General features: G+C 64.2%; 21 protein-coding genes. 10 read left to right on the top strand and 11 right to left on the bottom strand.

Annotated features, from left to right (window positions below; all coding sequences use genetic code 11):
* Window positions 1-164 precede the first annotated feature (164 nt).
* Window positions 165-1,013: a helix-turn-helix domain-containing protein gene (locus tag KZ498_RS09295; RefSeq protein ID WP_312618407.1), complete on the top strand. Its 849-nt coding sequence runs from the start codon at window positions 165-167 to the stop codon at window positions 1,011-1,013.
* Here the strand turns inward: KZ498_RS09295 and KZ498_RS09290 are convergent.
* From KZ498_RS09290 to KZ498_RS09280, 3 genes are all read right to left on the bottom strand, one after another.
* Window positions 1,004-2,458 (bottom strand): sulfatase, encoded by a 1,455-nt coding sequence (locus KZ498_RS09290; protein WP_312618406.1) that lies wholly within the window; start codon window positions 2,456-2,458, stop codon window positions 1,004-1,006. The genes KZ498_RS09295 and KZ498_RS09290 overlap by 10 nt on opposite strands.
* A gap of 2 nt (window positions 2,459-2,460) precedes the next feature.
* Entirely contained in the window at window positions 2,461-3,441 is a 981-nt protein-coding gene (locus KZ498_RS09285; RefSeq protein ID WP_312618405.1) for an alkaline phosphatase family protein, read from the bottom strand.
* 68 nt (window positions 3,442-3,509) lie between these two features.
* Window positions 3,510-4,691 (bottom strand): glycosyltransferase family 4 protein, encoded by a 1,182-nt coding sequence (locus KZ498_RS09280; RefSeq protein WP_312618404.1) that lies wholly within the window; start codon window positions 4,689-4,691, stop codon window positions 3,510-3,512.
* Between the two features lie 114 nt (window positions 4,692-4,805).
* Between KZ498_RS09280 and KZ498_RS09275 the strand changes: the two genes are divergently transcribed.
* Window positions 4,806-6,206, top strand: coding sequence for an oligosaccharide flippase family protein (locus KZ498_RS09275; RefSeq protein ID WP_312618403.1), 1,401 nt, complete (start codon window positions 4,806-4,808; stop codon window positions 6,204-6,206).
* A 3-nt stretch (window positions 6,207-6,209) separates the two neighbouring features.
* Here the strand turns inward: KZ498_RS09275 and KZ498_RS09270 are convergent, their stop codons facing one another.
* Window positions 6,210-7,355, bottom strand: coding sequence for a glycosyltransferase family 4 protein (locus tag KZ498_RS09270; protein WP_312618402.1), 1,146 nt, complete (start codon window positions 7,353-7,355; stop codon window positions 6,210-6,212).
* Window positions 7,356-7,460: 105 nt separating this feature from the next.
* Window positions 7,461-9,158, bottom strand: coding sequence for a glycosyltransferase family 39 protein (locus KZ498_RS09265; protein ID WP_312618401.1), 1,698 nt, complete (start codon window positions 9,156-9,158; stop codon window positions 7,461-7,463).
* Window positions 9,159-9,466: 308 nt separating this feature from the next.
* Between KZ498_RS09265 and KZ498_RS09260 the strand changes: the two genes are divergently transcribed.
* The 4 genes from KZ498_RS09260 to KZ498_RS09245 all read left to right on the top strand — a co-directional run bounded on the left by KZ498_RS09260 (window position 9,467) and on the right by KZ498_RS09245 (window position 14,288).
* On the top strand, window positions 9,467-10,396 hold the full coding sequence (locus tag KZ498_RS09260) for a glycosyltransferase family 2 protein (protein WP_312618400.1): 930 nt from the start codon (window positions 9,467-9,469) through the stop codon (window positions 10,394-10,396).
* A gap of 2 nt (window positions 10,397-10,398) precedes the next feature.
* On the top strand, window positions 10,399-11,694 hold the full coding sequence (locus tag KZ498_RS09255) for a sulfatase (protein ID WP_312618399.1): 1,296 nt from the start codon (window positions 10,399-10,401) through the stop codon (window positions 11,692-11,694).
* A 96-nt stretch (window positions 11,695-11,790) separates the two neighbouring features.
* Window positions 11,791-12,837 carry a sulfatase-like hydrolase/transferase gene (locus KZ498_RS09250; RefSeq protein WP_312618398.1) on the top strand — a complete coding sequence of 349 codons (1,047 nt, stop codon included), beginning with the start codon at window positions 11,791-11,793 and terminating at the stop codon, window positions 12,835-12,837.
* Window positions 12,837-14,288 (top strand): lipopolysaccharide biosynthesis protein, encoded by a 1,452-nt coding sequence (locus KZ498_RS09245; RefSeq protein ID WP_312618397.1) that lies wholly within the window; start codon window positions 12,837-12,839, stop codon window positions 14,286-14,288. The genes KZ498_RS09250 and KZ498_RS09245 overlap by 1 nt, the downstream gene beginning before the upstream one ends.
* A gap of 40 nt (window positions 14,289-14,328) precedes the next feature.
* On the opposite strand, the gene aglG is transcribed toward KZ498_RS09245, so the two are convergent.
* A complete protein-coding gene (gene aglG, locus KZ498_RS09240; RefSeq protein ID WP_312618396.1) occupies window positions 14,329-15,264 on the bottom strand; it encodes a glucosyl-dolichyl phosphate glucuronosyltransferase in 936 nt (311 codons plus the stop codon).
* Between the two features lie 95 nt (window positions 15,265-15,359).
* Between aglG and KZ498_RS09235 the strand changes: the two genes are divergently transcribed.
* Entirely contained in the window at window positions 15,360-18,161 is a 2,802-nt protein-coding gene (locus tag KZ498_RS09235; RefSeq protein ID WP_312618395.1) for an oligosaccharyl transferase, archaeosortase A system-associated, read from the top strand.
* Window positions 18,162-18,281: 120 nt separating this feature from the next.
* On the opposite strand, the gene KZ498_RS09230 is transcribed toward KZ498_RS09235, so the two are convergent.
* From KZ498_RS09230 to KZ498_RS09215, 4 genes are all read right to left on the bottom strand, one after another.
* Window positions 18,282-18,461, bottom strand: a complete 180-nt coding sequence (locus KZ498_RS09230) for an HEWD family protein (protein ID WP_312618394.1) — start codon at window positions 18,459-18,461, stop codon at window positions 18,282-18,284.
* 114 nt (window positions 18,462-18,575) lie between these two features.
* Entirely contained in the window at window positions 18,576-19,031 is a 456-nt protein-coding gene (locus tag KZ498_RS09225; protein WP_312618393.1) for a hypothetical protein, read from the bottom strand.
* 110 nt (window positions 19,032-19,141) lie between these two features.
* Window positions 19,142-19,585: an acyl-CoA thioesterase gene (locus KZ498_RS09220; RefSeq protein WP_312618392.1), complete on the bottom strand. Its 444-nt coding sequence runs from the start codon at window positions 19,583-19,585 to the stop codon at window positions 19,142-19,144.
* Window positions 19,586-19,642: 57 nt separating this feature from the next.
* Window positions 19,643-19,918 (bottom strand): PadR family transcriptional regulator, encoded by a 276-nt coding sequence (locus tag KZ498_RS09215; RefSeq protein WP_004515723.1) that lies wholly within the window; start codon window positions 19,916-19,918, stop codon window positions 19,643-19,645.
* A gap of 248 nt (window positions 19,919-20,166) precedes the next feature.
* On the opposite strand from KZ498_RS09215, the gene KZ498_RS09210 reads away from it, so the two are divergent.
* From KZ498_RS09210 to purM, 3 genes are all read left to right on the top strand, one after another.
* Window positions 20,167-21,699: a TraB/GumN family protein gene (locus KZ498_RS09210; protein WP_312618391.1), complete on the top strand. Its 1,533-nt coding sequence runs from the start codon at window positions 20,167-20,169 to the stop codon at window positions 21,697-21,699.
* Window positions 21,699-22,373 (top strand): metalloprotease, encoded by a 675-nt coding sequence (locus KZ498_RS09205; RefSeq protein WP_312618390.1) that lies wholly within the window; start codon window positions 21,699-21,701, stop codon window positions 22,371-22,373. The genes KZ498_RS09210 and KZ498_RS09205 overlap by 1 nt, the downstream gene beginning before the upstream one ends.
* 63 nt (window positions 22,374-22,436) lie before the next feature.
* Window positions 22,437-23,450 (top strand): phosphoribosylformylglycinamidine cyclo-ligase, encoded by a 1,014-nt coding sequence (purM, locus tag KZ498_RS09200; RefSeq protein WP_312618389.1) that lies wholly within the window; start codon window positions 22,437-22,439, stop codon window positions 23,448-23,450.
* Window positions 23,451-23,486: 36 nt separating this feature from the next.
* On the opposite strand, the gene KZ498_RS09195 is transcribed toward purM, so the two are convergent.
* A complete protein-coding gene (locus tag KZ498_RS09195; protein ID WP_396276111.1) occupies window positions 23,487-23,633 on the bottom strand; it encodes a hypothetical protein in 147 nt (48 codons plus the stop codon).
* Between the last annotated feature and the right edge of the window lie 50 nt (window positions 23,634-23,683).

The following is a 23,683-nucleotide window of genomic DNA, read 5'->3' as shown; positions in this document are numbered from 1 at the left end:
CGTACAGCCACAGCCGTCTTCGATGTCCGCCAGGTGGGCCGTGTCCTCGGTCCGGGACGGGTCAGTTGTGTTACTCACTCTGCGAGTAACTACTCGCCGCCACGCACTAATAGATTCCGGCGGCTGGCGACGCGTTTTACATCCCCCGCCGCACATGAGCGTGTATGAGCGACCCTGCGGACGTGTTCGACCTGGTCGGGCTGACCGAATACGAGGCGACGGCGCTGGAACAGTTGCTCTCGCTCGGACGGACGACGGCCCCGAATCTCGCGGAGGCCAGCGGCATCCCGAAGGCCCGCGTCTACGGCGTGCTGGAGTCGCTGTCCGACCGTGGGTTCATCAAGGTGGTCCCCGGCCGCCCCAAGGAATACCAGCCGAAATCCCCCCGCGAAATCCTCGACCGGGCCGTCGAGAACCGCAGGCAGTCGTACGAATCGTTCGCCGCCGACATCGAGTCCAGCCGCGACGCCTTCCTCGCCGAGTACGAGCCGCGGTTCGAACGCGCCAGCGAGGACATCTCCCCGACGGCCGAGCTGTTCCACGTCGTCGACGTCGGCGAACCGAGCGAACGCGAGACCAGACGGCTGTACGACGACGCCGACGAGACGCTTCGGGTTATCACCAACAGCTTCGCCTATCTCGACAACGTCGAGCGCGCACTGGCCGACACACTCGACCGGGGGGTCCAGGTCAGCGTGCTCTTCCTACACCCCGACGAACTCCCGGCGGAGAAGGCCGCTGTCCAGGCCGACATCGTCGACCGGCTGACGGGGGCGTATCCCGCCGTCGACCTGCGGTTCAGCACGGAGAAACTCCCCTGGCGTGGCACGCTCGTCGACCCGAGCATGGACTACGACAGCGGCGAGGCGATTCTGCTGGTCGAGGAGCCCGAGGTTCCGAACCACATGCGCCAGGCCGCGATTACGGACAACGGCTCGTTCGTCGCCGGGATGAAGCGCTACTTCGATCTGATCTGGGAGTACGAGAGCGTCGCGACGCCGACTCAGACGTAGCCGAGGTCTTCCAGCCGCTGGTACGTCCCGTCGTCGAGGTCGTCGAAGTCCTCGCCCGCCGTCTTGACGTCGCGTTCCTCTATCGATTCGAAGGCGCGGTCGACGTGTTCCGAACCGTCGTCGGCTACTTTGTACGACGTCTGGGCGTCGCGGCTGACAACGGTGGCGGCGCGGTCGCGGTTGGTGCAGTACTTCAGGATACCCTCGCCGTCGTCTTCGAACACCGCCCGCGACGTGGCAGTCCACGGCGACAGGTCCTCGACGTACGCACCGGCTCGTTCCTGCAGCGGTTCGTCGAGGCCGACCGCGGTAGCGAGGACCCGGCCCTCGGGACAGAAGCCGGCCGTCTGGCGGTCCCCGTCCCGGAGCCGGTTCACGACCCGCGGAAACTCGACCAGCGACGCGGGGCGGTCGACCCGGTGAGGGTCGGTCTGGCCCGGATAGCGCACGACGAGCGGGACGTGGAGGAGACAGTCGTGAATCGCGACGCCGTGTTCCGCGACCCGGACGCCCGGGCGCACGTCGCTTCGCTCGCCGAAGCCCTCGCCGTGGTCGCTCGTCACGACGATGAGCGTGTCGTCGAGTTCACCCCGCTGTTCGAGCGTCGAGACGAGCCGTTCGAGTTCCGCGTCCATCTGTCGAATCGCGCCGTCGTACAACGACTCGACCGCCTTCTTTTGCCACCACGGTCGGTGTCCGCCGTTGAAGTCCCATTTCTGGTCTTCGAAGGCGGCCTGCAGTGACGCCGCCTCCGAACCGCCCCAGTGGTCGTATTCCGGCGTCGGCTCGTACGGAATGTGTGCGTCCATCAGGTTGAGACACGCCGCCCACGGCCCGTCCTGTCGGTCGCTCCAGTCCAGCAGCGAATCCACGTAGACGTCTGCCGGCGTCGACGCTCTGACGCTATCGGGGAGGAACCGCTTGTAATCCGACTGGAGCTTCGTCGCGACGCCGTTTGCCAGCGACCGGACCGGTGCGTCGCTGCCCAGCGCGAGCTTGAGGAACGCCGCGTACTGTCCGCGGCCCTCGTTCGAGACGAATTCGTGAGGGTTGACTGCGCCCGGAAACGGGACGTTCCGCGCCCCGACGATCTCGTCGAAGCCGTCCCGAAGTCCGACATCGACGGCCGTCAGCCAGTCGTTCTCGGTGAATACGCCGGTGCTGTACCCGGCTTCTCGTAACTGCGCGAAAATCGGGGCCGAGGGGTCGAGCCGATGCCCCGCCGAGACGACCCCGTGTTCTTCGACGTGCAACCCGGAGAAGATGCTCGCGTGGCTCGTGACGCTCCGCGCACCGGGTGCCCGGGCCTGCTCGTACAGCGTCGCCCGCTCGGCGGCGAACGAGTCCAGGAACGGCGTCGTCTCGTTGACGTGGCCGTAGGAACCGAGGTTCTGTGCGCGGACACTGTCGAGGATGACCAGGAGAACGTTCGGGTCGGCCGACATGGCTACATGTACCCGAGGTCTTCGAGGTGCTCTCTGACTTCTTCCCCCGACCGGTCGCCGCTGTCGTCCGACGCCGTCACCTGCGGCGTCGACGTGTGGTCGGTCTCGTCGAGTTCGGCTTCGATAGCGGCCCGGACGTCGACGACGCTCTCGATCGAGTCGACCATGGCGGTGTCTGTCCCCGCAACCATCGCCTCGTCGGTGTGAACGCCGTCCTGCAGGCCGTGGTCACTGACGAGCAACAACTCGTCGTCGGCACCGAGGTCGTCCCTGACCTCACCGACGAACTCGTCGAGTTCCTCGTAGGCGCGGTCCTGCAGCGAGGGCTGTTCGTACGCGACGTGGCCGATGAGGTCGAGCCCGCTCGTGTACGCGAACACCAGTTCGTGTCGCCCCCCTCTGAGCGCCCGGCGTGCGCGAGCGAGGCGAACCATCGACATCTCCAGGCACTGCTCGTAGAACAGCGCCGGGTCCGCCGAGGAGTGGCCGCCCTTCGCTTCGAGGTCACGCTCGAAGAGGTCCCCGAGGTTCCGACGGAGGCTGTGCTCGCGGTCCTCCGTGTCCGGGTCGACCACGTAGTTGGGGATGCCGATTGGGGCCGCCTCACGGCCGTCGAAAACTGTCGTCAGACCGTTCTCCTCGTAGTAGGTCGCCGGAATCCGGAACGCGTCCTGTTCGGTGTTGTTCAGGAGCCACGCGCCGAGACGCGTCTGGAGCCCCGACGGGAGGAGATAGTCCGCGGCGGCGCTCCCGAATCTGAGGACGGGGTTCTCCCAGGCGACGCCGTCGTCGAGCGTGATGCCGTGTTCCGGCGGTCTGAGTCCGGTAATGATCGTCGGCCAGAGTTCGTGCGTGCTGGGTCCGCCCTCGACGCTCCGGATCGTCTCGATAGCGTGGTGGTCGGCAAGCGTCAGGTTCGGATGTGCCGTCGAGTCTACAAGCTCAGGGTCGAGTGCATCGATACCCAGCACTACGAGGACCATATCTACCCAGAACGTCTCAGTCGATGGCTTAAGACCTTTCGATGCACGTGGTAGGCGACAGCACGACCTCACCCGGACAGCGAGCGGTACAGGTCGAGATACTCCGCTGCGATTGTCCGCCAGTCGTACTTCTCCTCGACGCGGGCCCGTGCCCGCCTGGAGATATCTTTCGTGAGTTCGTAATCGGAGAACAACGTGGTGACGGCGTCGGCGATGGGCTCGGGTGACTCTATCGGAACGACGAACCCCTCCTCCCCCTCGCGGACCATCTCGCGTGCCCCGGAGATATCGGTGACGACCATCGGACAGCCGGTCGACATCGCTTCCAGACGGACGAGGGAAAAACTCTCCGACCGAGAGGGGTGGACGAAGGCACGCGCCCGCGACAGATGGTCCCGGACGATGGACTGTTCGACGTACCCGTGGAACGTGACATTTCCGCCCAGGTCGAGGCGCCCGACCTGTGCGCGTAGTTCGTCTTCCAGCGGTCCATCACCAAATACGTTGAGCTGGACGTCCGGATGTTCCTGACGGATGATATCGAGCGCATCGAGGAGAACGTCGTACCCCTTCCGTCTCCGGAGGCTCCCGATGGCTACCAGCTCTTTCGTGTCGGCTGGCTCGCTGTACTGGAAAACGTCCGGGTCGACGCCGAGCGGTATCGTCCGAAGCTTCGACTCGTCGACGAACTCGGCGTACACCTCTCGAGCCTCCTCGTGGACGACGACGACCCGATCCGCGGCTTCGAGCGTCCGTTTGAACAGGTCCATGCGGGGCGGATCAAGGATGACGTCGCGGGTGGCGTCGATGGTCGCGTGCAGCGGGTCGGTGAGAGACCGCGGCAGGTCCGTCCCGACCCACGACGAGACCATCCGGTTGAACTCTTCGGCCATAATCGCGTGTCCCGCCTGACAGGGCCCCACAACGACCGGGACGTCACCCTGCAGGCCCGAAACCAGGAGCGGATTGAACCACCGGAAGCTGAGGTTCATGTGGTGGTAGATGTCCACGGCTCCGTGGCGCAACTCCTCTAAGAGTTTCCGGTACAATTTCGCGTAAAACGCGACCCTGTTGGCGCCACCGAGCGGGTACACAGTGACGTTTTCGGGGTCGAGCTGGTCGGCAACCGTTCTCGTGTACGTATCGATAGTAAAGTAGTCGTCGCGGAGGTTGTTCAGGAGGTTGTAGCTCTTCCCGTATTCGTCGTTGTGCATATCTGCTTTGGTCGGCCCGACGAGAACCCGCGGCATGGGTGGTGATGGAGTAGTCGCGGATAAAACCGTTGCGTCTGTCGCTAACCCGTCCGGCGGATAGAACCGAGACGGAGAACATAATAACCCAACGGGAAAAACAGGGCGTGTACGATGGACATCGACCGGGCGAGCGTCACCATTTACGCCTCGAATCTCCTCTTGAGCCTCCTGGGATTCGTCGGCACCGCCTACTTCGCACAGACGCTTGGCGGGACAGTACTCGGGATTTTCTTCACATTCGACGCCGTGATGAGCGTCGTCGAGACGGCGACCCGGTTGGGTGTCGACACGGGCATCGAGAAACGGATGAGCGAAGCCGGACAGGAGCGCCGAGGCGCGTACCTGACTGCTGGCTATCTGATAACACTCGTCCCGATCTGCATCGTCGGCGCCCTGCTTTTCCTGTTCCAGGACTGGGTTACCGCCTACATCGGTGTCGCAATCGTCCCGCTGCTGATCGTGCTCATTGTCTCAAGTACCGGGCGCTGGCTCATCGGTGCGGCGCTTCGCGGCGAGGGAGAGGTTGCGCGGGCCTCGATTATCGAACTGTTCGGGGAGGTGGTCAGAGTGGCCACCAGTGTCGCTCTCATCGCGGTCGGATACGAGATCTTCGCGCTCCTGTACGGTGTCCTCGGCGGAATCCTGTTCAAGTTCGTCGTGTTCTACTTCTCGCTGTCCAGTGCCATCGTCTGGCCGACCCGGGAGACGATACGGGACCTCTGGGGGTTCTCGAAGTACACGTCTTTCAACAGCGTGAGTTCGCTGGCGTACAACTGGGCCGATACGCTCGTGCTGGCGTACTTCGCGTCAAAGACCGCTGTGGCAGTGTACGAAGCCTCCTGGAAGGTCAGCGTCGTTGCGGTCATGGCCAGCCAGGCGCTGAGTCGGGCGGTGTTTCCGTCAATCAGCGAGTGGGCGTCCCGCGACGAGTACGGTCGCATCGAAACCGCCCTGAGCGAAGGGTTCACTTACGGGCTCCTGCTCGTCATCCCCGCCGTAGTCGGTGTAGCTATCCTCGCAGAGCCGTTCATGCAACTGGTGTATGGCTTCGACACCGGCGGGCTGATTCTCGTCCTGCTGATGGCCGAGAAGCTCCTGCAGGCGCCGAAGATCCTGGTTCAGCGGACACTCACCGGCATCGGCTACCCGAACCTGGTGTTCCGGACGGCCGCATTGACGCTGGTGGCGAATGTCATACTCAATCTGTTGCTCGTCCCGGAGTTCGGGATGTTCGGTGCGGCTGCGGCGACGATAACGACGGTCACCGTCGCGCTCGTCGTCCAGCTGGTGTATCTCCGGCGGTTCATTACCGTGTCGGCAAACTGGCGGGCACTGGGCCGACAGGCGGTTACCGCGCTGGCGATGGGCGGAGTCGTGTACGCGTCGGCGACCGTCCTGCCGCCGTCGCGATTGGTAACGCTCGGCGGTCTGGTTGCACTCGGCGTCGTCGCGTACGGCCTCGGTATGGCGACTGACCGGGAAATCAGAGAGCGCGTGTTACAGATGGTGTAACGCCTACCGGCTGCACGCTCTGAGTATCGCCCTGTACCGCTCGCAAGCGGCCTCGAAGCTGTATTCGGCCTCGATCAGGTCGCGCCCGTTCTCACTGATGGTGTCCAGGTCATCCCGTTCCAGAACCGCCAGTATCGTCTCCCGAAGCACCGCCGGCTGTCGCGAATCGAGCAGGAAGCCGGTTTCGCCCTCGCGAACGACGTCGGGGACGCCCGAAACCGGCGAGGCCAGTACCGGCGTTCCGCAGGCCAGCGCCTCCAGAATCGTCGTCGGAAGCCCCTCCGTCGGCTGTGAGGGCAGCACGAGCAGCGAGAGGTCGTTCAGCTGGTCCGGAACCTCGTCGTGGTCTACCCAGCCGGTGAGTTCGACCGCGCCGCGTTCGATTTCCGCCGCGAGTTCGGTTTCGAGCCAGTCCCGGAGGTCGCCGTCGCCGATGAATCGGAACGTCACATCGTCTGGCAGCTCTGTGGCGACAGCAGCGAGTTCACGGACGCTTTTCTCCTCGTCAAGCCGCCCGAGGAACCCGACGACGCGGCCCCGGTCGACGTAGGGCCGCTGGACGCGGAACTCGTCCGTTCGAACGTAGCGCGCGCCCGTCGGATACACCGTCGGGGCTTCCGGGTGGAGCTCCAGTTGGCGGGCCATCTCCGGCGTGTAGGTGATGACACCGTGGGCCGTGGCGAAGCCGGTCCGTTCGAGTGCGCGGACGGCGCCGGCGAGTCCGGCGGCCACCCGGTCGGGCAACTGCTGCTCCCAGTTCAGACGGAGCGTCAGCGGCACGTCGCCACGCGGTTCGACGAGGACAGTCTTCCCGAGCAGCCGAGCCGCAACGATGGGGAGCAGGTACGATGTCGCACCGAAAAACAGGACCACGTCCTCGTCACGGTCGGCGATGACGCGGCACATCCGGAGCTGGTTCAGCAGGAACCGACCGGCAGCGGTGACGACGGACTCGCCCGCGCCTTTCCGCGTGAGTTCGACGAGTTCGTGTCGGTCGCGGATCTCGGAGTCAGCCGGCAGGTCAGCCGTCACGAGCGCGACTGACGTCACGGCCGACAGGATGTCGAGCAGGCTCCGGGTCGCGTTCTCGCCGGCGGCGGCGAGCGGATGGGTCACGACACAGACGCTCGGAAGCGGTTCGTCAGTCACAGATTCGACCTCGGTTGTCAGATACGGTCGGACCGTCGGCTACCACGCGGTGTATGTGAGCAGAGAGGGGCGGTAGCGGACAGTAGTTTCGGCACACAGTTGTCATCAGCAGGTCGGTTCATCGTCTATCCGCTTCAGCACAACGATAGTCGGGTTCCCGTCTTCGGGGAACGACGAGAGTCCGGCGCTGTCCCGGAACTTCCGTTCGGCGCTGAGTTCGGTGTCGACTGGCGGACCGAACGTCCGGACGATTTCGTAGTCCTCCTCGGCGAACAGCGCCGACATGCGTTCGGTCACGCTTGGGAACACCGACGGGTCCTTGAAAAAGCGGAAGTAGTGGTAGCTCGAGAGCACGACGTAGTCTGGCGCGTTACAGTCCAGCCGGTCGAGACCGGGTTGCCACTCTTCGCGCGGGAACGACGAGTGGATGACGTACCGGTTCACCGTGGCTTCCTCGGGGAACTCCGGAAGGTACACCCGCTGGGAATACACGTCGACGGTGTCAGAACTATCCAGATTGGCGTGTGTCCATGCCGTCGCCTCCTGTCGTGACTGGCTGAAATCGGAAACGCCAACGGCAGTGTGTACACCCGAGAATACTACAACCAGCGTCAGGAGTCCGATACCGACCACTCGGACCGAACGCGTAGACCGGGTTAGCTCGGACCCGGCGAGGCCAGCGAGGACAGCGAGAATCGGGAACAGCGGCATCACCCGTGGGAACTGCGTCATGTTCCCCCGGATGATTACGGAGAAGTACGGGATAGCATAGAGGAGCAACAGCCAGACCGCACTGTCGAGAGTGCCTCGCAAGAGGAAAGCGACAACGAGCAGTACGGACAGTACTGAGAACAGGAACAGGGCGATTCCCTGCCCTTCTGCGAGGTGTGCGAGCTGGATGAGCCACCCGGGATCGGACCAGTTGTACGAGACGTCGCTCGTGCTGCGAACGACGTATCGGGATATCTCGTCGGCCCACGAAACGGGATGGACGAATATCGACGGCGTCGTGCTCACGTAGCCGAGTATCGTCAGTGTCGGGTACTTCCAGGCCGCCTTGACGAACCCGACAGCCGTTCCCGACTCGCTCCAGTGGCGCTCGATGATGACGATAGCGATAGGCAAGACGAGAAGTCCGGCGGTGGCCTTCGTCGATGCTGCCAGGCCAGCGACCAGCGCGGCGGCCAGCAGCGTTCTGGTGTCTCCTGAGTGAAACGCGCGAACTGTGAGGAGGAATCCGAGCATGAGGAAAAACGTCATCGGGACGTCTTCAGTCGCGTAATGAGCGGTGAGGACGTACCCGACAGAAGTCGCGAGAAACACCGAAGCGAACATTCCGGCACGGCGGTCCAGTAGTTCCCGACCAAGGTAGTAGACGACCACAACAGTGCCGACACCGAACAGGACAGAGACCAGCCGACCGGCGAACAGCACGTCGTAGAACGCGGTGAGGAGGTCCGGGGACACGCCCCAGCTAGGTGAGCTGCCGACGCTGGCCGCGCCCGAGATGATGTCGCCGAACTGTCCGGTCACAAGCCAGTACAGCGTCACCGGGACAAAGGAGAGCGCGAGGAGGTAGAGGTGGAGGTTCCCGCCCTTCCGGAAGTTGTCTATGAAGGGGTTCTGTTCGTATCCCATCCTGAGAGCGAGTTCGATGGCGCCGGTTTCATCGGGAAACGTCAGATGCGGCCGCAGTCGCCAGGTCCCGAAGATCATCAGCAGGAGCGCAGCGAGCGCAATGACCGGCACGAACGGCTCGCGCCGGACCGACTCCCTGATTCTGTTCCAGGGGCTAGAGGGCATTTCCTCGTGATTGACCACTGACTGTAATAGTCTGTACGGTTCCGGGAGACGGCATCCAGAGTACAGCTTCTGGTGTCAGGGACTTACACGTCTACCCCAAAGGTATCTGTAATGACAAACCGCAGTCTGAGGCCCTAATTCGTCCTATATCCGCGGTATCTGCGTGGGCTTGACACGTAGCAAATGGCAACTGTTAATAAATGCGCATCTTGTAGCACATACAGAGCCCTAGAATGGCAAAAACAGGGAGCATGCCGGATGGGTCGGTCGTGTCAGCGACGTCTACCGACAGTGAGGTCCAGACATCTATGGTGCTTCCTGCGTATAACGAGTCAGAGAACCTGGAGCCGTTAATCGACGAGATTCAGTCTACGTTCCGCGACAACACGACGTACGGGCCCTACGAGATAGTTATCGTTGACGACGGGAGCACGGACGGGACTGCCGAGACGATACGACAGATCGCAACGGACCGTGACGAAGTGACCGGGGTACTACTGCGACGCAACTTCGGCCAGAGCGCCGCCCTGGCCGCCGGAATCGACTACGCCACGGGGGAGTACATCGTGACGATGGACGCCGACCGGCAGAACAACCCTGCGGACATTCCGAGGCTCCTCACGAAACTCGAAGAAGGCTACGACTGTGTCAGCGGCTGGCGGCGCGACCGCGACGACCCGCTCTCGAAGACGATTCCGTCGGCGATACAGACGCGGCTGGCGAAGCTGACCGGACCGGATATCCACGATTTCGGATGCACGCTGACCGCCTATCGTGCCGCGGGACTGAAAGAGATAGACCTCTACGGGGAGGGGCACCGGTACATCCCGGCGAAGTTACACAAGCGCGGGTACAAGATAACGGAACTGCCAGTCGACCACCGACCACGGACCGCTGGTGAGACGAAGTACGGCACGAAACGACTGCTCAAGGGGTTCGTCGACCTCCTGTTTCACGTCTTCTGGAACCGGTTTTCGACCCGGCCATCGCATTTCTTCGGTGGTATCGGACTGGTCCTGATGGCGGTCGGGGGCCTCATCGGGTCCCACATGGTGTTTCTCAAGTACGCCTTCGGGCAGTCGCTGGCGCCACACGTCCCGCGGCTTATTCTGACTGTCGCCCTCGTCATATTCGGCGTGCAGCTCGTGATGTTCGGGTTCCTCGCGGAGATGATCGTGAAACAGCAGTATCGGGACGAGCAACCGTACCGCGTCAACGCCATCATCGGTGAAGACTGACAATGCAAGACTTCGACACACACGCTATCGAGAACGTACTGCTGGTCAGCATCGACTGTCTCCGTGAAGACTGGCTCCAGCGGGGCATCTCTGAGGGGATCGTCCCGACGCTCGAACGGCTGGCGACGGACGGCCTGTACTTCGACCAGGCGTTCACCGTGGCAAACACCACCGACCCGAGCCTCACGTCGTTCATGACCGCCTCGTACCCCCACACCCACGGCGTTCAGGAGAACGGGTGGGGCCTCGACGAGTCCGTCCCCGTCCTGGCGGAGTCGATACAGGAGGCTGGACAGGAGACGTTCGGCGTCGTCAGTGTCGACCATCTCAGCGACGAACACTCGGGACTGGGACGCGGCTTCGACGAATACTGCGACGGCGGCGGCTCCTACGATACGCTGTACCCGATTCTGAGCCGGATATACGACACGCAGACGTTCAACACGGTGTTCGGTGCGGTGAAGGACATCGGCACGGAACAGTGGAACCTCAAGTCGCTCCTGCGCCAGACGGGCCTCATCAGACTGCACTGTCGAACGGCCAAGAGCGTGACACAGGACGCCGTCGACCAGCTCGACCGCGTCGACGGCCCCTTCTTCGGCTGGGTCCACTACTTCGATATGCACGAGCCGCGGAACTACGACCGCGGCGACCTCGACGAACACGACGAGTACACGGCCGCGATGAAGCTCGTCGACGGCTACGTCGAACGGTTGCTCGACGAGCTCGCGGACCGGAACCTCCGCGAGGAGACGCTCGTGGTTCTCACCGCCGACCACGGGGAGGCCCTGGACGACCACGGATACACCGGCCACGGCCGCCAGCTCTACGACGAGGAACTCCACGTCCCGCTCGTGTTCCATCACCCGGATATCGAATCGGAGACCGTCTCCGATCAGGTCCGAACGATCGACATCGCGCCGACGGTGCTTGACCTGCTGGACGTCGATGTCCCGGACGCGTTCGAGGGACGGAGCGTCCGCGCGAACGACGACGGCACGCCGCCGGGAGACCGCGACGCGTTCCTGACCGCCTATCCGGAGTTCGCGGAATCCATCGGCCTCCGAACGCCGAGGTGGAAACTCATTCAGGAGGGGTCGGAGTACGAACTGTACGACCTCTCTGCCGACCCCGACGAAAAGAACGACCTCGTCGCCGCTGGAGCGACAGACGGAACACCGTACGACGACCTCCGCGAGAAGCTCCAGGCGTGGGACAGCGCCGGGAGCGACGTCAGCGACCAGGACGTCGATGCCGACACCCAGGAGATGCTGAAAGACCTGGGTTACGTGGACTAACCGCAGGACTCAAGTGTTTCTCAATCGGTTCTGGTAGCAATGAGAGATGTCATCTTCGTTACCGCAGACTCCGTCCGCCACGATTTCGTGGACGCAATGGAGTTTGTTTCTACGTTTTCTCAACACCAGGGCGTGACCGGAGCCCACTACACGCGGCCCAGTCTCGCCAGTATTCTGACCGCGTCGTACCAGGGGGCTATCGAATCCCGCGCGATGTCTCCGACGGTCGCCGAGGCGTTCTCCCGGGCCGGGTACACGACAATCGGTCTCTCCTCGTCCCCTCACACCGACCCGCGATTCGGGTTCGATGCCGGGTTCGACGTGTACAACAACTACTGTGAGGCGGGCAACCGCGGCAACCCCCTCCGCCAGTTCGCGTCACAGTTTGACCTCATCCGGAAGGTGTATCACCGCTTCCGGCCGCCCCACGCGAAGCTATCGAACCGGCTTCCCGACGACGAACTCATCGACAACGCAATCGCGGCGTTCAACGACGAGTCGGGGCCGCGGTTCATGTGGCTCCACATGATGGGGACACATCGCCCGTACGGGCTCGGCGATGAGGCGGTGCCGAAGGATATCGACCGAAAGGCGCTGTTCGCCCCGGAAAAACTCAGCGCGGCCGAGAAGGAGACGATCACACAGAAGTACCGCCAGTCCCTCTCCAGAGCGGATGCCGAGATAGAGCGCCTCGTCGACGCCGTCGACTCGTCGGACCCGCTCGTGGTGTTCAGTTCGGACCACGGCGACGAGTTCGGGGAGGACGGGCACTACTTCCACCAGCCACAGCGGCGACGGGTGGCCGACACGCTGACCACCGTTCCCGTGGCGACGAACGACCTCTCGCTGTGTGGCCCACTCAGCGTCCTCGACATCGCCCCGTCGCTGCTGGGTGAAGTCGGCGGTGAGATACCGTCTGAGTGGCACGGGAAAGACGTCCGCGAGACGCCACGCGACCAGACGCTCACCATAGCACCGTGGCACGGAACCACGACCGTCGCGTGGCAGGACTTCGAGACGAAGATCGTGAGCCGTGACGCCGACGTATCGATGGTCCGGAACGGCGAAACGGTCGACGTAGAGCGCGACGACGTGGACGACGACCTCAAACAACAGATGCGTGACCTCGGTTACGTCGAGTGATGGCCGATGACGGCAGCATTCTGAAAGGGTACCTCTCGGTTTTCACCGGCGACCTCGGCCGGCTCCTGACGTTCGCCGTCTTCATCCCGTTGCTGGTCCGGACCGTCGGCGAGGACGGGTTCGGGACCTACGCGCTCGTGATGGCGATTTTCCTCCCGAGCCGGAAGGTACTGAACCTCGGGCTGTTCGAGGCGACGAAGACGTACGCGTCGCGGGAGACCGGCGACGACCGGACCAGCGTCGTCACCACGTCGTTTGCACTCCATACTGGGAGCCTCCTCATCGGGATTCCGACGCTGGCCGGGCTCATAACCTGGTTTACCGACGGGACGCTCCAGTCGGCGCTGTACCTGATGCTCGGTGCGGTCGTCGGCGAGCAGCTGTACTACTTCGGGCGGGGCGTTCTCCACGCGTACAAACGGGAGGAGCTCGCTGAACCGCTCGTACCGGCCCGGTCAGTCATCCTCGCCGTCGTGGGGCTCGCGCTGGCCGGTGCCGGGTACGGTGTCCCGGGCGTCTTCGCCGGGTTCGCGACCGGGTTTCTGCTTACCGGCGTCCTCTCGACGGCACTGGCGTTCCGTGAGGCCGGGGCGTTCCCGTCTGTGCGCGGGTTAGCCCTCAGAACGTACACGCGACCGCTGGTCCGGTTCGGGGTCCAGTCGATGGCGCTCACGCTCCTGTTGACGAGCATGTACAAGATAGATGTCCTGCTGGTCAGCCACTTCTGGGACGCGACCAAAACCGGGCACTACCGGGCGGCGCTGCAGGTATCGGAGTTCATGTGGGTCGTTTCGGTGGCGATGGAGATGGTGATGATTCAGTCGACTGCGGACCTCTGGGCAGACGATGAGATAGCTCGCCTCACGTCGCTGCTGTCGCGGCTGCTCCGGTACGTCGTCGTCCTCACGGTGTTGCTCGTCGCCGGCGTGTTCGTCCTGGGCGAGCAGTTCCTCACCGTGTATTTCGGCCCACCGTACGAGGCGAGCGTCCGACCGCTACAGGTGCTCCTTCCGGGTGTACTTGGTTTCGCTGTCGCGCGAGTCATCTGGCCGGTGTTACAGGCCGGGGGCCACTTGCGACAGTTACTGCTCGCAACAGGGGCGGCAGTGGTCGTCAACGTCGTGTTGAACGTGATTCTGATACCGCGTATCGGCATCGTCGGCGCAGCCATCGGCACCTCGACCGCGTACGGGCTGATGGCGGTGACCCACGTCGTGGCCGCACGCAACGTCGGCCTCAGGCCACTCACCGGGTTCCCGGCAGTCCGGGTTCTCGCGCTCGGCCTCGGCACGACCCTGCTGTTGCTCGCACTGGAACCGTACGGCCCGTGGTTCGTCGACCTGAGTGTCCTCCCGCTCGTGGGGCTTGGCGTCTACGCACTCGGGAGCCACGTCTCCGGCGTCCTGACTATCGGTGAGGCCACGGAGGTACTGGACTCGGTCCTGAACTGAGCCATGGCGACAGAGCCGACAGCGTTCCGGAGCCCCGCGGCTACCGCCAGACGTACATCCCGTAGAGGTAGCCGACGCCGACGCTGCCGGTGAGAAGAAACAGGAAGACGAGCTGCAGGACCGCCCCGAGCGACGGGGAGTCGGCGAGTCCGCGGAGACGTGACGGAACGAACCGAAGCAGGAGGTCGCCGAGGAAGTCGGACTCCTCACCGGTCGATTCGGGAACGAACACCTCCATCCCGCGCTTTGAGTACCCCTGCCAGAACGCGCGGTCCACGAGCCACCCGGGGTCGGTCCGGTAGTCGAATATCTTGTGTGCGACGAGCGCGTCCGGGGTGTAGTACACCCCTTCGTCGTACTCCGTTCGGAGGCGGGCACAGAGTTCCGTCTCGCCGCCCTGGAGGTTCTTCTCGCCCTGGCGGCCGCCGATGTCGTCATCGAAGCCCCCCAGGTCGAGAAACACGTCCCGGTCGAAGGAGATGTTCGAGCCGAAGGTGTTGCGCACGACGCCGGGTTCGTCGGGGTCGCCGTTGGGCCCGAACCCGCGGTGGGTGACGCCGATGAGCCAGTAGAACTCCGCCGGCAGGAAGCTGGGTTTGCCGGCGACCCACGCTGGCGTCATTCGTCCGCCCACCGCGAGCGCGTCGTGCCGTTCGTAGGCGTTGACTAACGCCGCGACCCACCCCTCATCGGCGATTGCGTCGTCGTCGATGAACGCGACCACGTCACCCGTGGCGACTTCGGCCCCGTTGTTCCGGCTCTCCAGCAGGCCGACGTTCTCGTCGTTGCAGTGGGTCAGGACGTCGTCTCGGCCACCGAATTCGGACTCGTACTGTTCGTACACTTCCCGGTTGCCGTCCGAGACCAGTACGAGTTCAACGTCGTCGTAGGTCTGGTCCAAGACGCTCTCGGCCGCCGCTCGGCAGTCGTCGTACCGCTCCATCGTGTGCGTACAGAGCACGACCGAGACTCGCATAGTCCGTGGTGGGCTACCGGTGCTGTTAGGCGTTTCCATACTTCCTCGTACAGAGGTCAAAAGGCTTATGCGCGCCTTGGCAGTTTTTCCGTGCAATGAGTCAATCACGGGGCTATCTTGACGACAACCCCGAACTCGAGTCCGCCCTGGAGTGGGCCGAGCGCTGGTACCACATTCCGGTCCTCCTGGTACTGCTCGGGTTCATGCTGTGGAATCGCGTCCGGAGTTGGCAGAACTTCATCGTCGACGGCGAGGTGCTTTTCAGCGGCAACGACGCCTGGTATCACTACCGGTCGACGCAGTACGTCGTCAACAACTGGCCCTCGACGATGCCGTTTGACCCGTGGACGGCGTTCCCATACGGCACCAGCAACGGGCAGTTCGGAACGCTGTTCGACCAGATAATCGCGACGGTGGCCCTGATTGTCGGCCTGGGCTCGCCCAGCGACCAGACGGTCGCGATGACGGTCCTGTTCGCACCGGCGGTGTTCGGGACGCTGGTGGCAGTTCCGACGTACCTCATCGGACGGCGACTCGGCGGCCGCATCGGCGGCGTGACCGCGGTCACCGTGCTCGCGTTCTCGACGGGGTCGCTCCTCCGGCGGAGCCTCGTCGGGTTCTCCGACCACCACGTCGCCGAAGCCCTCTTCCAGGTGCTCGGGGTCCTCGGCGTCATGGTGGCTGTCAGCGTCGCCGCGCGGGACAAGCCGATCTACGAGCAGTTCCTAGAGCGGGACATCGACGCGCTGCGTGACACCATCAGCTGGTCCGTGCTGGCCGGCGTGGCGATTGCGCTGTATCTCTGGGTCTGGCCGCCCGGTGTACTCCTGCTCGGTATCCTCGGTGTCTTCTTCCTGATCCGGCTCTCCCTCGAATACGTCCACGACAGCAGCCCGGAACACACGGCCATCGCGGGCGCGATTACGATGGCGACGGCAGCCGTGCTGAGTGCGTCTCGGATCACCGCCCTGGAAGTCACAGCAACCTCTCAGTCGCTGCTACAGCCCGGACTGGCGGTGGCCGTCGGCTTCGGCTGTGTGTTCATGGCGTGGCTGGCCCGGTTCATGGAGCAACGCGAGTACGGCCGGTACGTGTACCCCGCGACCGTGTTCGGAATCCTCGCTTTCGGGGCCGTACTGATGGCGGTGCTGACCCCGAGCCTGTGGGAGTTCTTCAGCCGAAACGTCATGCGGGTCGTCGGGTTCAGCATCAGCGAGACGGCCGGCACCGTCGGCGAAGCCTCGCCGCTCCGGAACGCCGGCGTCCTGTTCGACCGGCACGGGTTCGCAGTCGTCGTCGCGGGAATCGGTGGCCTCGTCCTGCTCGGAAAGCAGTTCCTCTCTGACGATGCCCCCGCCGAGGAGCTACTCGTCGTCGTCTGGGCGCTGTTTATTCTACTCGCCACGTTCACCCAGCGGCGGTTCGCCTACTATCTCGTCGCGCCGATTGCGGTGCTGTCGGGAATGCTCGTCGGTCGGTTCATCGTCTGGTTCGATTTCAGCGCCGACGACGGCATCGAGTACTATCAGGTCTTGACCGTCTTCACGGTGCTTCTCGTCATCGTCGTCCCGCTGTTTGCCTTCGGCGCAACGCCGGTCGAGGCGGGTTCGACCGGGCCCGGCCAGAGTATTCAGAGCTGGGACGAGAGCATGCAGTGGATGGAGGCGAACACGCCCGCGGAAGGGGCGTACGGCTCCGGCGGTGAAGCGACGCTCGAGTACTACGGCACCTATCAGAAACAGGACGACTTCGACTACCAGGAGGGTCAGTACGGCGTTCTGTCGTGGTGGGACTACGGGCACTGGATTACGACCAGGGCCGAGCGCGTTCCGAACGCGAACCCCTTCCAGCAGGGAACGGACACGGCCGCGCCGTTCCTGATCGCACAGAACGAGACGCAGGCAAACAACATCCTCGAGAGAACAGACGAAGATGACGCAAAGACACGGTACGTCGCCGTCGACTGGAAGATGGCCGAGACCAACGGGAACATCGGTGGCAAGTTCTTCGCTCCACCGGCCTTCGTCGACGGGGCCCAGACCAGTGATTACTACAGTCGGCTGTACATCCAGTCCCAGGGCGGTGTCCAGCAGGTGACGTTCCAGCGGCAGGCCTACTACGAGACCACTGTCGCCCGACTGTACCGGTTCCACGGCAGCGCCGCGGAGCCACAGCCGATTGTCATCGACTGGGAGAACAAGCAGACCAGCCAGGGGGCGCAGTACCGCGGCGCGCCGACCAACGAGCAGGAACCGGAGGGCCAACAGCAGGGCCAGGTCATCCGACAGTTCCAGTCCCTCGAACAGGCCCGTCAGTACGTCGAGGAGGACGCAACCTCGCAACTCGGCGGTTACGGCGACGCGCCCAGCGAACGCGTGCCGGCGATGGAGCACTACCGCCTCGTCGGGTCCAGCGAGACAGAGGCGTTCCCGAACAGTCCGCAGTACCAGCACTCCGCCTGGACGAAGATATTCGAGCGCGTGCCCGGCGCGACGGTGGACGGGAGCGGCCCGGCCAACACGACGGTTCGGGCCGCCGTTCGGATGTACAACCCGGCGACGAACAAGACGTTCATCTACCGCCAGCAGACCCGGACCGACCAGAACGGGAACTTCGAGATGACCGTTCCCTATTCGACGACCGGCTACGACGACTGGGGCACCGACGAGGGGTACACGAACGTGAGCGTCCGTGCCGAGACCCAGTACCAGTTCACCGCGGTCGGAGCCGAGAACGGGAACCGGACCGGCTTTACCGGCACGACCGATGTCACCGAAGGGCAGGTCATCGGCGAGGACGACTCCGCCGCGACCGTCGAACTGGAGCCGATATCGGTTCAGCAGGGCGGCGAATCGCGCGCCCCGATGAGCGAGGACGCCGCTGAAGCGGGAGCGTAGCGATCTAACTGCAACCGGTCGCTGTCCGACCTAACTGAGACTGTTTTCGGGATCTCGTCGTCGGACCCGTGGTAGCCACACGCCTGCCTGTGGGAAAAGTGACAGCCGAAAAGCGAGCGCTCACTCGGCCAGTGGATTGAACGTGCCGTTGATGTCCCACTCGTGGAGACAGTGCGGGTCGCCGGACCGTTTGGTGCCGTCGTCGGTGACGATACGCCAACTGTGTCGCTCCGGGTCCCACTCGTCGACCCGCCCACACCGCTCGCACTCGCGTTTGCGTGGGGTGACGATTTCAGCCATATTGGTGCAAGCGCGTGGGTCGTTATCAGGCTGCCGGTCCCTGACTGACCCCGAACCGGGATGGGGACCTTCGGGCCGGACGACGTGTTGCTGGAGTAATGCGAACGCTATGACTCAAAAGTCCGGGAGGTCGTCCGCGCCGACCTCCTCCGCCTCCCAGTCGATGTACTCGTCGGCCAGCACCTCACAGACGACCTGTCCGAACTCGGTCAGTCCGGCGTTGATGCCCGAGACAGTGCCCCAGGACTCGATGTCCGGGTGGAGCTCCCGCTCGCGCCAATCCTCGGGCAGGCCCGGGGCGTGATAGCCCACACGGCCCGCGAAGGAGTCCCAGAAGAAGTCGAACTCCTCGATGAGTCCCAGGTCGGTAACGATTGCCCACTGGTCGGCATCGAGCGACGCGTCCGCGGCCCATTCCTCGAAAGCTTCCTCCCACGCTCCGTCGTCGAGGGCCTCGGCAAGCTCTTCGCGCCGGTACTCGTCGCCCTGGACGTCCGCGTCGTCGTACTCGTCGGCGGCGACGCCGGTGGAAAGCGCCGGCCGGGCTGGCGTCTCGACATCGAGTGTCATAGTCGTGGTAGGCGGCGGAGCGGAATAAAGGTCGTACTGTTGGCTGTGACTTCGTGACGATATTCGCCACTCCGGGGTAGCGATATTCTTCGTGACTACAGCCGATAGTATCAGCGCTTTGCTTCCCCGTCGAGGGCGCGCTGTCGCAGTCGTTCACCGCGGTCTGTGGCTGTAGTCACGTCAGGGACGGGGACCGGATTCCGGTCCTCGTCGACCGCGACGTACACAGAGTACGACTCCGTCGTCGACTCGGCGTCGCCGGTTCTGGGGTTTTCTCGGGCGGCTCGGAGCCGGACCTTGACACTCGTTTCGCCGGCGTCGTAGACGAACGCCTCGACGAGTGCCGTGTCGCCCACGGGAATCGGTCGCTTGAAATTGACCTGGTCCATCCGCGCGGTGACACAGGTTTCACCGGCAAAACGCATCGCGGACATCGCCCCCAGTTCGTCCATCCACTTCAGCACGTTCCCCCCGTGGGTCGAACCCAGGTGGTTCGAGTGGTTGGGCTGGACCATCCAGCGGTTCTCGATATAGGTGTCCAGTACCGTTGGCATGGCACGAGGTTTGCCAGCACCCCGGTTGAGTCTGTCGAACGGGCCTGGAAAACGCGGCTATGCGGAAACGTACTGCGCTTCCCACTCCTTCCGGGCGTCGAGTTCGCGCTGGCCGCGCTTGGTCAGCGTGTAAAAGTTCGTTCGGCGGTCGCGTTCGCCCTTCTCGATGAGCGCCTTCTCGACGAGCGTGTCAAGGTTCGGATACAGTCGACCGTGGTTGACCTCGCTCTCGTAGTAGTTTTCGAGTTCTTCCTTGATCGCTAGCCCGTGCGGTTCATCGAGGCCCGCGATGACGTACAGCAGATCCCGCTGGAATCCGGTCAGGTCATACATTGTATATCCGATACGGTTTGACCCCATACATATCAGTCTTTTGAATCGGTAGAATATATCGGTTTCAACGAATCACGGCATCGTCCTGTAGTTACCACGACATCTGTGGCTGTATTAACACGAGAGTCGGTAATAGCTTCGCCGCCTGGCGAAGACATACAATGCCACAGACATTATCCTCCCCGGCAGTTTCTCGGCGGTCAGCCGGACCCGACAAGGGTAAAGGAAGCGAATGTGTAACGCGGATGATGACCGAACACGCGGAGTCGGCGGCAGACGAGTTCCCGGAACCGTCAGGGGCGGGACGCGTCGATGTCGTCGGAACCGCCCACGTTTCCGAGCACAGCGTCAGGGAAGTGGAAGCAGCGATCGAAGAGTCCGAGCCCGACATCGTCGCCGTGGAACTCGACGAAGGCCGGTACCGCCAGATCAAGGGCGAAACGCCCGACGACCTCGATGCGAGCGACCTCCTGCGCGGGAACACCGTCTTCCAGTTCCTCGCGTACTGGATGCTGTCGTACATCCAGACCCGGCTTGGCGACCGATTCGACATCGAGCCAGGCGCGGACATGAAGGCGGGCATCGACACGGCCGAACGCCTCGGCCTCGGCGTGGCCCTCGTCGACCGGGACATCCAGACGACCGTCCAGCGGTTCTGGGCACGGCTGACCGCCGTCGAGAAGCTCAAGCTCGTCGGCAGTCTCGCGGCCGAGATGGGGCCGCCGTTGACCGTCGGGCTGACCGTCGGCGCTGTCTTCGGCGGGCTGTTTGCGGTCGTCGCCGGGGCCTTCGGTGGCCCCTTCATCGTCCCGAGCGGGGTCCTCTCGGGGGTTATCCCGGGCGGTCTCGCCGGCACGGTCGAGGGCCTGCTCGATACCCTGTTGCTCGTCTGTACTGTCTCGGCCGCAATCGGGATTCCCATCGCCGCGCTGTTGACCTGGTTCCGCGGCGAGGCCGACGTCGAGGAGTTCGACATGGAGCAACTGACCGACACCGACGTGGTCAGCGCGATGATAGAGGAGTTCCGTCAGTTCTCCCCCGGCGGCGCGGAGGCGCTCATCGACGAACGCGACGCGTTCATCGCCCACCGGCTCGTCGCCCTCCGCGAGGCCGGCTATCACGTCCTCGCCGTCGTCGGGGCCGGCCACCGCGAGGGCATCCAGCGCTACCTCGACAACCCGGAGACGCTCCCGCCGATGGAGTCGCTCACCGGAACCGAAGGTGGGCGTCGCGTGTCGCTGTACAAGCTCGTCGGCTACGGCTTCGGCGTCGTCTTTCTGGCCTTCTTCGGCCTGCTCATCCTCGGCGGCGCGAGCCAGGCGGTGCTGCTGGAGTTGTTCGTCGCGCTGGTGGTAGTCAACGCCGTCCTGGCCGGCGGGCTGGCGAAGGTGGCCGGCGCTCACTGGTCGAGCGCACTCGCCGCCGGGGCCTTCGGCTGGCTGACGAGCCTGTTTCCGCTGCTTGCGGCCGGCTGGTTCGCGGGCTACGTCGAACTCCGGTACATCTCCGTCAACATCAGCGACATCGCGACGCTCAACGAGATACTCAACGACCAGGAGTCGCCGGTGCTGGACCTCGTCAGCCGGATGCAAGAAGTACCGCTGTTCCGGCTGATTCTCGTCGTCGCGCTGACGAACGTCGGCAGCGCGGTCGCCTCCTACGTCGTCTTCCCGGTGTTGATCCCGTACATCTCCTCGGACATCGGCGGGATGCAGGGCGTCTCACGGCTGCTCTGGCAGGGTGTCCGTCAGGGAACGCAGATACTCGTGGGGGTGCTCTGATGGCGGGTCGACGACAGCGAACCACCGCGGACCGGACCATCGGCGGCCTCAGCTTCAGCGGGCGCGAACTCCGGGACCTCCTCATCGCCTGGCTCGCGCTCGGACTGGCCTTTACCTTCTTCCTCGAACGGGAGTTCCGCCGCATCGTCTTCGGCCAGTTCGGCGGCCTCTCGGGGGCTGAAATCGCGAGCACGTTCGCGGTCAGCCTGCTGACAGTCGGCGTCGGCTTCCTGCTGCACGAACTGGCCCACAAGGTCGTCGCCGTCCGCTTCGGTCAGATTGCCGCGTTCAAAGCCGACTATCGGATGCTCGGGTTCGCCGTCCTTGGCGGCCTCGTCGGCTTCCTGTTTGCCGCGCCGGGTGCGGTCGTCCACCGCGGCCGCCTCACGGCGAAGCAACACGGACTCATCGCCGTCGCCGGACCGGTGACGAACCTCGCGCTCGCCGCCGCGTTTCTCGTCCCGTTCGTGGCAGCGGTACTGACGAGTACGGGTGGTTTCCTCTGGGAGGTCGCCCGGATGGGCCTGCAGATCAATCTCCTGCTTGCCGGCTTCAACATGCTTCCGTTCGGTCCGCTGGACGGCCGAACGGTCCGAGACTGGAGTACGCCGGTGTTTCTCGCCGTGGCGGTTCCGTCCATTCTGCTCGGTGTCGGTGCCCTGTTCGTCCTCTGAGACGGCCAGCGACGCTTCCGGCGGAACGACGCTCTTTTGCCCGCGCCACGCACGCTCTCGGGTATGACCGACAGTGAGTCCGAGTCTGGGGACGACGCCGACAGCGAGGAGGGACTGACCTACGCGGAAACCGGTGTGGACATCGACGCCAGCGAGGCGGCGACGAAGGCGCTCATCGGCGCAGCCGGCGAGTTCGAGGGCGACTACGCCGGGCTGGTCGATATCGGCGACCAGTACCTCGCGCTCGCGACCGACGGCGTCGGAACCAAGCTCCTCGTCGCAGAGGCCGTCGACGATTACTCGACCATCGGCATCGACTGCATCGCGATGAACGCGAACGACCTCATCGCGACCGGCGTCGAACCGGTCGCGTTCGTCGACTACCTCGCAGTCGAGACGCCGGACGAGGAGACGAGCGAGGACATCGGCGCGGGGCTCCGGACGGGGGCCGAGCGGGCCGGCGTGGCGCTCGTGGGCGGCGAAACCGCCGTGATGCCGGACGTTATTAGGGGACTCGACATCGCCGGGACCTGCGCCGGACTGGCACCGAAAGACGCCGTCTTCCCCGGCGAGGCCGAACCCGGCGACGCCATCGTCGGCTGGCCCTCCTCGGGCATCCACTCCAACGGGCTCACCCTCGCACGCGAGGCGGTCACGCGTGATCACGAGTACACCGACCCGTTCCCGCCGAACCCCGACAGGACCATCGCCGAGGAGCTGCTGACGCCGACACGTATTTACAGCGAGGTGCTGGCCCCGCTCCGAGCCAGCGAAACGCACGCGGCCGCACACGTCACCGGCGGCGGCTGGACGAACCTCACGCGAATGGGGAGCTACCGGTACTCGATTACGGACCCCTTCGAGGCCCAGCCCGTCTTCGAGTTCGTCCAGCAGGAAGGTGAGGTAACTGACGAGGAGATGCACCGGACGTTCAACATGGGCACCGGGTTCGTCGCTGCGGTACCCGAGGCCGATGCCGAGGAGATCGTCGGCGACAGCGAGGACGCCCGCGTCGTCGGTGAAGTGGCTGACGGGGACGAGGCGGTCGCGGTTCGCGGGCTCGAACTCACCGAGTGAGTGACGCGAAACTCGGACAGGACCCTGTCGGCCGGGTCAGGCGGACAGGATGTCCTTGCCGGCGGTCTCCTCCGCGATACGTATCTGGAGGGCCTGCCGGATGTGGTATCTGGCCGCTTCGTTGTCGGCGTTCTCGAGGGCCTTTTCGAGTTCGGCATACAGTGGATCGCTGGGGTTGGGCATTGCGCTATGTCTCTCGTTAGTGAGAATAGACATATACCCCTGACACCGTT

Origin of the sequence: Haloarcula sp. 1CSR25-25, assembly GCF_032027985.1 — an archaeon.
In the GTDB taxonomy this organism is placed as follows: domain Archaea; phylum Halobacteriota; class Halobacteria; order Halobacteriales; family Haloarculaceae; genus Haloarcula.
Note: the sequence above shows the minus strand (reverse complement) of the source record. Positions and strands in the feature narration are given on the sequence as shown.